General features: G+C 69.0%; 9 protein-coding genes and 1 tRNA gene. 6 read left to right on the forward strand and 4 right to left on the reverse strand.

The features are described 5' to 3' along the window. The first annotated feature begins 211 nt into the window (after positions 1–211). From HUV06_RS04135 to HUV06_RS04150, 4 genes are all read left to right on the forward strand, one after another. The gene (locus HUV06_RS04135; RefSeq protein WP_174300005.1) at positions 212–2110 is read left to right on the forward strand and encodes a SurA N-terminal domain-containing protein; all 1899 of its coding nucleotides are present in this window, start codon (positions 212–214) and stop codon (positions 2108–2110) included. Positions 2111–2120: 10 nt separating this feature from the next. After that, positions 2121–3650: an anthranilate synthase component I gene (gene trpE, locus HUV06_RS04140; RefSeq protein ID WP_174300006.1), complete on the forward strand. Its 1530-nt coding sequence runs from the start codon at positions 2121–2123 to the stop codon at positions 3648–3650. Positions 3651–3730: 80 nt separating this feature from the next. Next, entirely contained in the window at positions 3731–4936 is a 1206-nt protein-coding gene (locus tag HUV06_RS04145; protein ID WP_217433629.1) for a patatin-like phospholipase family protein, read from the forward strand. 27 nt (positions 4937–4963) lie between these two features. After that, on the forward strand, positions 4964–5749 hold the full coding sequence (locus HUV06_RS04150) for a 3-hydroxybutyrate dehydrogenase (RefSeq protein ID WP_174300007.1): 786 nt from the start codon (positions 4964–4966) through the stop codon (positions 5747–5749). A 34-nt stretch (positions 5750–5783) separates the two neighbouring features. On the opposite strand, the gene HUV06_RS04155 is transcribed toward HUV06_RS04150, so the two are convergent. Next, the gene (locus tag HUV06_RS04155) at positions 5784–6746 is read right to left on the reverse strand and encodes a hypothetical protein (RefSeq protein WP_174300008.1); all 963 of its coding nucleotides are present in this window, start codon (positions 6744–6746) and stop codon (positions 5784–5786) included. Positions 6747–6865: 119 nt separating this feature from the next. Here HUV06_RS04155 and HUV06_RS04160 point away from each other — a divergent pair. Together HUV06_RS04160 and HUV06_RS04165 are read left to right on the forward strand one after the other, a co-directional pair. Beyond that, positions 6866–6949 (forward strand) — tRNA-Leu (locus tag HUV06_RS04160). Positions 6950–7028: 79 nt separating this feature from the next. Beyond that, positions 7029–7373, forward strand: coding sequence for an EthD domain-containing protein (locus tag HUV06_RS04165; protein ID WP_174300009.1), 345 nt, complete (start codon positions 7029–7031; stop codon positions 7371–7373). 18 nt (positions 7374–7391) lie between these two features. Here HUV06_RS04165 and HUV06_RS04170 read toward each other — a convergent pair whose 3' ends face one another. The 3 genes from HUV06_RS04170 to HUV06_RS04180 form a co-directional block, all read right to left on the reverse strand. Further along, positions 7392–8321, reverse strand: a complete 930-nt coding sequence (locus HUV06_RS04170) for an isopenicillin N synthase family oxygenase (protein ID WP_174300010.1) — start codon at positions 8319–8321, stop codon at positions 7392–7394. A 7-nt stretch (positions 8322–8328) separates the two neighbouring features. Beyond that, complete coding sequence (locus tag HUV06_RS04175; protein ID WP_254600866.1) at positions 8329–9957, reverse strand: DHA2 family efflux MFS transporter permease subunit; 1629 nt, start codon at positions 9955–9957, stop codon at positions 8329–8331. Positions 9958–9967: 10 nt separating this feature from the next. Further along, positions 9968–11168, reverse strand: a 1201-nt coding sequence (locus HUV06_RS04180) for an HlyD family efflux transporter periplasmic adaptor subunit (RefSeq protein WP_371810983.1), incomplete at its 5' end; no start/stop codon positions are given.

The raw sequence follows: 11168 nt of genomic DNA on the forward strand, positions 1-11168 counted from the left end.
CGCCTAAGCCAAGCACCGGTGGCTGTGAAGCCGTCGCCGCGGCCGCAGGCGCGATCACGTCACGCTGACGCGGCGCGGCTGCTCACCCTTGCCCGCCCGGCGGCTTGGCCCCTATAGGGCGGGCTCGCCTCGCGGCCGATGGCCTGCGAGCGGGCTCCGCACGCCACGAGGTGCGCGCGCGGAGCGGCTCTTCCAAAGGCTGTCGTCCTCGATGCTCACCCAGTTCCGATCTTTCGCCAAGACAACGGTCGCCAAGCTGCTGCTGGGGGTGCTGGCCGCCAGCTTCCTGATCTGGGGCATTCGAGACGTGTTCCGCAATGGCATGGCGAGCGATGCGGTCATCACCGCCGGGGCGCGCACCGTCACTTCGGCCCGCTTCCGCCAGATGTTTCAGGACGAGCTCAAGCAGTACGGCCAGCAGAGCGGCCAGACCGTCACCGTCCAGGACGCCATCAGCCACAACATCGACCACCAGGTGGCTGACGCCATCGCCGCGGACGAGGCCCTGGCCGCCTACATCGACCGGATCGGCATCCGGCCCGGGGACAAGCAGATCGTGGCCGAGATCGCCAAGGCGCCCCGCTTCTTCAACGCCGTCTCCGGCCGTTTCGACCGCCAGGCCTACGAGGCCTTCGTGCAGCAGATCGGGATGACCGACACGGAATTCGAAGGCGTGCTCCGAGACGAGCTGGCCCAGACCCAGTTCGTCTCCGGCGTCGCCGCCGGGCTGAGCGCGCCGCTGCTGTTCTCTGCGCTCCAGGCCGCCTACACGGGCGAGGGCCGCAGCTTCGACGACTTCGTCCTGCCGCCGACCGCGGTGCCCCTGCCCGCCCAGCCGACCGACGCCGCCATGAATGGCTTCATTAAGCAGAACGCGGCCCAGCTGATGCGCCCCGAAAGCCGTGTCTTCACCGTAGCCGCCTTCTCCACCCAGGCGCTGGCGGCCCAGACGACCGCAGACCCGGCCCTGGTGCAGAAGCGCTTCGACTTCGAAAAGGATTCGCTGTCGGTTCCGGAGAAGCGTTCCCTGGTGGAGGTTCCCGTCCGCGACGCTGGACAGGGCCGGGCGGTGGCGGCCCGGCTCAGCAAGGGCGAGGACCCGCAGGCGGTGGCGGCCAGCCTCCATGTCCAGCCGATCGTCTATACCGACAGTCCCAAGACCGCAGTGGCCGACAGGAAGCTCGCCGACGTGGCCTTCGGCATGAGTGTGGGCCAGGTGCAGGGACCGGTGCAGGGCGATCTCGGACTGGCCGTGGTGAAGCTGTCCAAGGTTACGCCCGGACATGTGGCGACCCTCGACGAAGCCCGGACCCACATCGAACAGGAAGTGAAAGGCGCCACGGCGCTGAACCTCATCACCAAGCAGGTGCAGAGTTACGAGAACGCCCGCTCCGGCGGATCCAACCTCGCCGACGCGGCCAAGGCCGCCGGCGCCCAGACCACCACTCTGCCTCCGATCACCGCCCAGGGAACCACGCTGCAGCGTCAGAAGGTCGGCATTCCGCCCAAGCTGCTGCAGGCGGGCTTCGCGCTGCAGCCCGGCCAGGACAGCGATATCGTGGACCTGGGTCAGGGAGAGTACGCGGCCCTGCGCCTCGACAAGGTGATCGCGCCGGCGCCGCCGGCCTTGGACGAGGTGCGCCCGCTGCTGACCCGCTTCATGATGCAGCAGGACCTGTTCAAGCGCCTGCAGGCCAAGGCCGACGGCATCGCCGCCGCGGTCAGCAAGGGCGAAACGCTGCAGGCCGCCGCGGCCGCCAACAAGGCGACCGTCGCGCATGGCGAGGACGTGCTCAGAACGGCCGCCGGCAAGACCTACAGCAATGAGCTGATGGGCCACCTCTTCCTGGCCAAGCCGGGCGACGTGGTCACCGGGCCCGACCTGAAGATCGGCGTGGTGATCGCCAAGCTGCAGGCGGTGGTCCCCGCCACCGCCCAGACCGCGGCCCAGGCCGCCGCCGACCAACGCCAAGCCACCAACCAGAGCATGGTGCAGGACTTCGCCGCAGCCGTCCGCAACGGCGCGCGTGACATCATCAAGCCCAGGGTGGACTACGCCAAGGCCCGCCAGGCGTTGGGCGTGGACCAGGGTGCAGGCGCCGGCCAGTAGGTCGGCCGCCATGGACGTCCTGCCCTCGGCCGACGCGTTCGCCGCCACCTATGAGGCAGGCTGCGCCCAGGTCGTCTGGACCCGCGTGGTGGACGACCTGGAGACCCCGGTCTCGGCCTATCTCAAGATAGGGCTCGGCCGGCCTTTCGCCTTCCTGTTCGAATCGGTTGAGGGCGGCGCCTGGCGCGGCCGCTACTCGGTCATCACGCTGGATCCTGACCTGGTCTGGCGTTGTCATGGCGACCGGGCGGAGATCGCCCGGGGCGCCAACGTAGCCGAAGGCCTCTACGCGCCGGACGCAAGGCCCGCGCTCGCCTCACTGCGCGCCACGATCGAGGCGGCCCGCATCGAACTTCCGGCCGAGCTCCCGCCCATGGCGGCGGGGCTGTTCGGTGCATTGGGCTATGACATGATCCGCCTCGCCGAGCCGCTCGGTCCAGCCAAGCGGGACGCACTCGGCCTGCCCGACGCCATCATGACCCGCCCCTCGATCGTCGCGGTGTTCGACGCCATCGCCCAGGAGATCGTGCTGATCACGCCCGTACGTCCGGACGGCCGCACAGCCGAGGCGGTGCGTGCGGCGGCTATCGAGCGACTGCAGGCTGTGCAGCTGCGCTTGGCGGCGCCCTTGCCGATCAGGGCGCCCGGCCGGCCCGCTCCGGCCACTGAGCCCTTCGCCTCGCCCGTGACGCGCGCCGACTACGTCCAGGTGGTGGACCGGGCCAAGCGCTACATCGAAGCCGGCGATGTCTTCCAGGTGGTGCCGAGCCACCGCTTCAGAGCGCCCTTCGCGCTGCCGCCCTTCGCCTGCTACCGGGCGCTGCGGCGGCTGAACCCCTCGCCCTTCCTGTTCTTCCTGGACTTCGGGGACTTCCAGCTCGCGGGCTCGAGCCCCGAGATCCTGGTGCGCCTGCGCGACGGCAAGGCTGTGATCCGTCCCATTGCCGGCACCCGGCCCCGCGGCGGCACTCCAGAGCAGGACTTGGCGTTGGAGCGCGAACTCCTCGCCGATCCAAAGGAACGGTCGGAGCACCTGATGCTGCTCGACCTCGGCCGGAACGACGTGGGCCGGATCGTCAAGCTCGGTGACGAAGGCCGCAACACGCCGCCAACGGGCGCGCCGCGGGTGCGGGTGACGGAAAGCTTCAAGGTGGAGCGCTACAGCCATGTCATGCACATCGTCTCCAACGTGGAAGGCGACGTATCCGGTTCTCCGGACCCGGTGGACGTGATCCTGACCGCCTTGCCTGCCGGCACGCTCTCAGGCGCGCCCAAGGTGCGGGCGATGCAGATCATCGACGAGCTGGAGACCGAGAAGCGCGGCATGGCCTATGCCGGAGCCGCCGGCTACGTCTCGGCCACGGGCCAGGTGGACACCTGCATCGTGCTGCGCACCGCGCTGTTCAAGGACGGCATGATGTACGTCCAGGCCGGCGGCGGCGTGGTCGCCGACAGCGATCCGAACGCCGAATACGACGAGACCCTGCACAAGTCCCGGGCGCTGAGGCGCGCCGCCGAAGAGGCGTGGCGGTTCAGCTGAGCTCTCTGTCTCGCTGCGGGATGGGAAGGCGAGACGTGCTATAGCGATCCAACCGCTGACGATTAGAGGGGCAGCCCGCAGTGCTGGATACCGAGTGGCAGACAGACGCGCCTTCGTCTTTGTCCGACCGGCCCCTTCCCTCGCCCTCCGACACCGCTCCGCCCCGCCCCCGACGTGTACTGGTGCTCCAGGGCGGGGGCGCGCTGGGCTCCTACCAGGCCGGTGTCTGTGAAGCCTTGCAGGCTGCGGAGGTCGATCCAAACTGGGTCGCCGGCATTTCCATCGGCGCCATCAACGCGGCGCTCATCGCCGGCAACCCGCCCGAACGGCGCATGGAGCGGATGCGCACCTTCTGGGAGCAGGCGAGCTCGGGTCCGTTCTTCTCGCCCGGCCCGATCGACTTCGATCCGTTCCGCAGCTTCGTGAACCAGATCAGCGCGGCCACCGTAGCCACCTTCGGCGCACCGGGCTTCTTCAAGCCGCGGGTGCCTTCGTCCATGTTCTGGCCGCCGGGCGCAACCGAGGCGATCAGCTATTACGACACCGACCCGCTGCGGGGGACGCTGGAGAAGCTGGTGGACTTCGATCGGATAAATGCGGGGAAGACGCGGCTTAGCGTGGGCGCGGTGAACGTTCAGACCGGCAACTCGGTCGTGTTCGACAGCGCGCACCAGAAGATCGGACCGGAGCACATCATGGCGTCCGGCGCCCTGCCGCCAGGGTTTGCGCCCGTGTGGATCGAAGGCGAGGCCTACTGGGACGGTGGCCTGGTCTCCAACACGCCTCTGCAGTTCGTGCTCGATGACGACCAGCACGAGGACCTGCTGATCTTCCAGGTGGACCTGTTCAACGGCCACGGCCCCATGCCCCGCAACATGCTGGAGGTGGACGAGCGCGAAAAGGACATCCGCTATTCCAGCCGCACGCGGCTGAACACCGACGCCAGCCTGCGCATCCATAAGGTGAAGTCCGCCTTGCGCGCCCTGCTCGACAGCCTGCCGGAAGAGCGGGCTGACGACCCCGAGCTCGCCATCCTGCACGAGACCGCCAAGGAGAACGACGTGACCGTGGTGCAGCTGATCTATCGCAAGCAGCCCTACGAAGGTGGCTCCAAAGACTTCGAGTTCTCCCGCCAGACCATGGCTGAGCACTGGGCCAGCGGCGTCGCCGACGTGCAGCAGACACTGGAACGACACACCGAGCTGCTTACACAGCCGTTGAAGCCCGGCGTGCAGGTGATCGACGCCGGCCACCTGCAGGACGACGCCACCTCTCCGACCGCCTGACCCCCTCGAAGCTCCAAGGACACTCCCATGAGCCTGAAGTCCCGCAACGCCGTGGTCACTGGATCGACCAGCGGCATAGGCCTCTCCTACGCCCGCGCGCTCGCGGCCGAGGGCGCCAACGTCATGATCAACGGCTTCGGCGACGCCGCCGCCATCGAGAAGGAACGCGCGGCCATCGAGAGCGAGTTCGGGGTGACGGGGATTTATTCGGCCGCCGACATGACCAAGCCGGACCAGATCGCCGCCATGATCGCCCAGGCGCACACGACCTTGGGGTCCGTCGACATCCTGATCAACAATGCCGGCATCCAGTACGTCTCGGCCATCGAAGACTTCCCGGTGGAGAAGTGGGACCAGATCATCGCCATCAACCTGTCCTCCGCCTTCCACGCGATGAAGGCGGCGATCCCGCTGATGAAGGCGCAAGGCTGGGGCCGGATCATCTCCACCGCGTCCGCCCACTCCAAGGCGGCGAGCCCGTTCAAATCAGCCTATGTCACCGCCAAGCACGGACTGGCGGGCCTGACCAAGACCGCTGCGCTCGAGGTGGCCACCCACAAGATCACGGTGAACTGCATATCCCCGGGATACGTGTGGACGCCGCTGGTGGAGAGCCAGATCCCCGACACCATGAAGGCCCGGGGCCTGACTCGGGATCAGGTCATCAACGACGTCCTGCTCGACGCCCAGCCCACCAAGGAGTTCGTGAAGCCGGAAGAGGTCGCGGCGCTTGCCGTATTCCTATGCTCCGACGCCGCCGCCCAGATCACCGGCGCCAACCTCTCCATCGACGGCGGCTGGACCGCGGAGTGACCCCTTTCCATTGCGGGAGAGAGCAGGCCGGGCTCTAGCGCACGACGCCGCCGACGCCGCCGTCGACCACCATGGACTCTATCGCGCCAGATCCGACCGCAGCGGTCTCCGTGCGGTAGGCCACGCACTGCTGGGCGCCTGCGCGGATCACCTTAAAGCCCGCGCCGTAGCGACGGAGCAGCGAGCGCTCGTTGCAGTCGCGCGCCGGGCGCTGTGGCCGGCAGGCGAGCTGGCCAGTGGCCGAGTGGTAGAGCGCCTCGCCCTTCAGGCACGGGATGCTCTGGCCGCGGCCGAAGTCGGCGGAGCCCGCGTAGTCGGCAAGGGTGTACTGCATGCGGGTGCCCGCGATGCAGCGGAACACCTCGCCCTCATAGGAGGGCAGCAGGTCGCGGTCGGGGATAACCTGGGAGGCCGGGTGCGGGATGGCCTTGTCGTCCAGGCACACCGCCTGGACCGCCACCACCTTGGCCACCGAGCGGTACTCGGCGCAAACGCGGCGCGCCTCGGGCGTCTCCACGCCTTCGACCGCAAGGTTCGGGATGACGCTGCTGGAGCCCTCGCCGGCCGAGAAGCTGGAGCCGCCGCCAAGGGCATAGCTGGCCGCATTGGACTGGGCCAGGGCGTTGGACAGGACGTTCGAGTTGGCGCTGCCGTTCGCGTAAGCGTTGCCGCTCGCCTGCGAGGAAGCCTCCGCACTGCTGGACGCGCTGGCCTGGGACTGTGCGTAGGAGACCGCCGAGGACTGCACCTCGATGTTCGGCGTCGAGATCCAGATGTTGGGTGAGTTCACCGTGACCGAAGGTGGGGTGATGTTCACTCCCGGCACGTTGACGTTGTGGCCGGTGGGGACGGTGCAGTTGCAGGGCGGCGGCGTGGGCACGGTGCAGTTGCAGCTGCTCCCCTTGGAGCCGGACCCGCCGGCGTGGGCCACCACGGCGGGCGCGTAGCCGGCGAACATGGCGGCGGTCGCAAGGCCTGCGCGCAGAAACGCCTTCATGTCCAATCCCTTCCCTTTCGGGTCGAGATCCAGACATGGCGCATAAACTCCTTAAACGCAGTTAAGGCCGCTTGCGCCGGCTGGCCTCGGCGGCGGCGGCGTTGCAGATAGACAGCGATGCGGACGTGGCGAAACTGGTAGACGCGACGGACTTAAAATCCGTTTCCCCTGGAGTGCGGGTTCGACCCCCGCCGTCCGCACCACACGACTGGCTGAAGCCAGGACCTGAGCCTACAAGGCCCTCACCGCGGTTGCCCCGTCGGGTGCAGACAAGGGACCCCATTGGTCAAGTTCACCATCCTGCTGCGGCGCAATCCGGCGATGAGCCCCGCCGACTTCGCCGAGCATCACAGGACCGTCCACGCCCCGCTCTTCATGTCGATCCCGGCGGTCAAGGCCCATGTGCGGCGCTACGTGCAGCAGCACGCCCTTCCCGTCGAGCTGCCCGGCCTGCCGCCTGCCAAGTATGACGGGATCACCGAGCTATGGTTTGACGAGGCCGCCGACATCGCCGCCGTCTTCGGAGACGCCGAGTACATGGAGCGCATCAGGCCCGACGAGGAGCGCTTCCTTGATCTGCATGGGTGCGACTTCATCGTCTCCGAAGAAACCACCATAACCGGATGAGCCCGGCCAGGCCGCCGCTCAGGCCAGCTTGATCTCCCGCAGGCGCTCCTGGAGGTAGGCGTCGGCGGTGATCGACTCGGGGTAGCGGTCCGGCCTCGCCGCGCTCACGCAGCCTGGAAGGGTGCGGATCACGAAGTCCGGGCGGAAGTGCAGAAAGAAGGGCGTGGAATAGCGCGCCAAGCCCCGCCGCTCCGGCGGCGGGTTCGCCACCCGGTGGGTGGTCGAGGGCAGGACGTGGTTGGTCAGCCGCTGCAGCATGTCGCCGATGTTGCAGACCACAGAACCCGGCGGGGGCTGCACGGCCAACCAGCGGCCGTCGCGGTCGAGCAGCTCCAGCCCCGCCTCCTCTGCCCCCAGCAGCAGGGTGACGGCGTTGATGTCCTCATGCGCCCCGGCCCGCACGCCGGGCGCATCCGCTGGCACGGGCGGGTAGTGGAGCAGGCGCAGGATGCTGTTGCCGTCGCGGATGGGGTCCTCGAAAGCATGCTCAGGGAGGTTCAGATAGCGAGCGATGGCGCGCAGCACGCGAGCACCGAGTCGGTCCAGCTCTGCGTACAGGGCTGAGAGGGCTGGCCGGAAGCCTGGAAGCTCCAAGGGCCACAGGTTGTCCGGCATGACAGCGCCGAATGGATGGCCGGGCGGGAGGTCGCGGCCGATGTGCCAGAACTCCTTCAGGTCGGAGGCCGCCGCCCCCTTGGCCGCCTCGCGTCCGAACGGGGTGTAGCCGCGTTGGCCGGCGCCGCCCGGCACGGCGTAGGCGAGCTTGCGCGCCTCCGGCAGGGCGAAGAGGGCCCTGGTCTGATGCAGCGACTCTTCCAGCATGGGCTGGGCCAGGCCATGGTCGCTGATCACCGCGAAGCCGTAGCGTTCGAAGGCCGCGCCGAGGCGGTGGGCGAAGCCGTCGAAATCGCCGTCATAACCCTGCAGCGGCACGGTCTGGATCGACATGCGGAACCTAGTGCGAGTTGCTGGAGGCGACCCGTCCGGCGGGCTTGGCCACCAGCCAGATGCTGCAGGCGGCGATGGCCAGGAGCACAGAGATGGTCAGGAACAGCTTGTCGGTGGCCAGCATGACCGCCTGGCCCGAGACCATGGCCTCGAATTGGCGCAGCGCCTGGCCCTGGCTCAGGCCGGCGTGCATGAGGCTCCGCACCGCCCCCCCGGTGTCGGTCTGGTTCAGCAGCTGCACCCGGCTGGCGCGGCCACCGTTGGCCCAGGCTGTTGTGGCCAGAGAGGTGGCGAAAGCGCCGGCCATGGTGCGCGCGAAGCTGAGGATGCCCGCGGCGCCCGCCATTTCCTGGGGCCTGATCGACGAGAGGCCCAGGCTGAAGACCGGCACGAAGAACAAGGGCATGCAGGCGCCCTGCAGGGCCTGGGGCAGCACGATCTGGGCGTAGTTGATGTCGGAGTTGAAGTGGCTGCGCCAGAACATCAGGGCGGCGATGCCCATCACGCCGATGAAGACCAGCAGCCGCGGGTCCGCGCTCCGCATCAGCCGCCCCACGATCGGCGACATGACGATGGCGAGGACCCCTAGCGGCGCCACCGCATAGCCGGCCCAGGTGGCGGTGTAGCCGAGGTTGGTCTGCAGCCACAGCGGCTGGATCACCGTGGCGGAGAAGTAGGCGCCGTAGCACAGGCACAGCACGCCGAGGCAGATCGTGTAGCTGCGGGAGCGGAACACCCGAAGGTTGATGATCGGGTTGGCGTCGGTCAGCTCCCAGATCAGGAAGGCGACGAAGCCAACCCCCGCGACCAGGGCCAGTTGCACGATGAAGGCGGAGTTGAACCAGTCCTCGTCCTCACCCTTGTCGAGCAGGATCTGCAGGGCGGCGATCCAGACCACCATCAGCCCCAGGCCCACCAGGTCCAGCGGGCGCTTCACCCGCGCGTCCTCCTGGGCGCGGAGCAGCCGCCAAGCCAGCGCGGCGGTGACCAGCGCCACCGGCACGTTGATGAAGAAGATCCACGACCAGTGGGCGTTGTCGCAGATCAGCCCCCCTAGGATCGGGCCCGCGATGGGCGCCACCACCGTGGTCATGGCCCACAGGCCGAGCGCCTGGCCCGCCTGCTCCTTGGAGAAGATGCGCAGCAGCAGCGTCTGGGACAGCGGGATCATCGGGCCGCCGGCCAAGCCCTGCAGCACCCGGCAGACCACCAGCACGCCGAGCGACGGCGCAAACCCGCAGAGCGCCGAGCACACCCCGAACAGACCCATCGCCGTGACGAACACCCGCACCGACCCGAACCGCTGCGACAGCCAGCCGGTCAGGGGCACGGTGATCGCCTCGGCCACCGCATAGGAGGTGATGACCCAGGTGCCCTCGTTGGCCGAGACGCCCAGGCCGCCGGCGATGGTGGGCACCGAGACGTTGGCGATGGTGGTGTCCAGCAGCACGACGAAGTTAGCGAGCGAGAGCAGGATGCAGCCGCCCCAGAGCGCCGCGCCCACCAGGGGTGGCGGGGGCTGAAGCGCCTCGTTGGCGCGGGCCTCGCGCGCGGCCTGGGCGGCGCTCTCGCCGCGGGCGACCACCGGCGCCATGCCCTCGCCGGAGCCTTGGGCGGCTATGGGAAGATCGGCCATGGCCGTCCGCTCAGAGGTCGGTGGCGGCGGAGGCGGTCGCCGCACGGGCTCGTCCGGGCGCCGGAGAGGGGGCTCCAGGCCCGGCGACGTCCACCTTCACGTCCATTGAGAGGCCGACCCGCAAGGGGTGGCGCTCCAGTTCGCGCGGGTCGAGCCGGATGCGCACCGGCAGGCGCTGCACCACCTTGATCCAGTTGCCCGTGGCGTTCTGGGCCGGGATCAGCGCCATGGCGGAGCCCGTGCCGCCGGACAGCCCCTCCACCCGGCCGTGGAACACCACGCCCTTGCCGTAGCGGTCGGCGGTCAGCTCGGCCGGCTGGCCGACCTCGACCTTGCGCAGCTGAACCTCCTTGAAGTTGGCGTTCACATAGACCTGGGAGATCGGCACCACGGTCATCAGCTGGGCGCCGATGGCCACGCGCTGGCCGAGCTGCACGTTGCGCTGGGAGACCACCCCGTCGAAGGGCGCGCGCAGCACCGTGCGCGACAGGTTCAGCTTGGCCACGTCCACCGCGGCCCTGGCGGCGGCGACCTCGGGGTTATCATCCAGGCTGGAGCCCTGGGTCAGGGCCAGGGATGAGGCGAGCTGGCCCTGGGCCACCATCTTGTTGGCCGCGCCCTGGGCGCCGGCGGCCTTGACGGCGTCCAGGTTGGCGACCGCGGTCTGGTAGGCGTTGCGCGCCGTGCTCAGCTCCTCGCCGGAGACCGCGCCCGAGGCGGACAAGGCTTCGCGCCGCTTCAGGTCGAGGGAGGTGCGGTCCACATCGCTCTGGGCGGCGGCGACCTGCGCCCTGGAGCGCAGCAGGTCGGCGTCGCGAGCCTGGATCTGGGCGCCGGCGGCCTGGTCGTTGGCCATGTACTGCTGCACCCGCCGCACCGCGCGCTCGTAGTCCGCCTGAGCCTGGGCCAGGGCCAGCCTGGCGTCGGCAGGGTCGATCACCACCAGCACCTGGCCGGCGCGGACAACCTGGGTGTCGGCTACGTTCACCTGCAGCACCTGACCGTTCACCTGGGGGGTGATCTGCGCCATGTCGGCCCCGACATAGGCGTCGTCGGTGGAGACGACATGGGAGAGCACGAGCACGTCATAGAGGATGTAGCCAACCGCGCCGACCAGCAGCACCGCGGCGAACAGGCCGAACAGCCGCCTGCGGTTGGACTTGGCGGGCGAGGCGGCCGCCGGCGGTGCGGCGGCGCCTGCGGCGGGTCCA

This window comes from Caulobacter sp. S45, assembly GCF_903642205.1.
Classification (GTDB): domain Bacteria; phylum Pseudomonadota; class Alphaproteobacteria; order Caulobacterales; family Caulobacteraceae; genus CAHJWH01.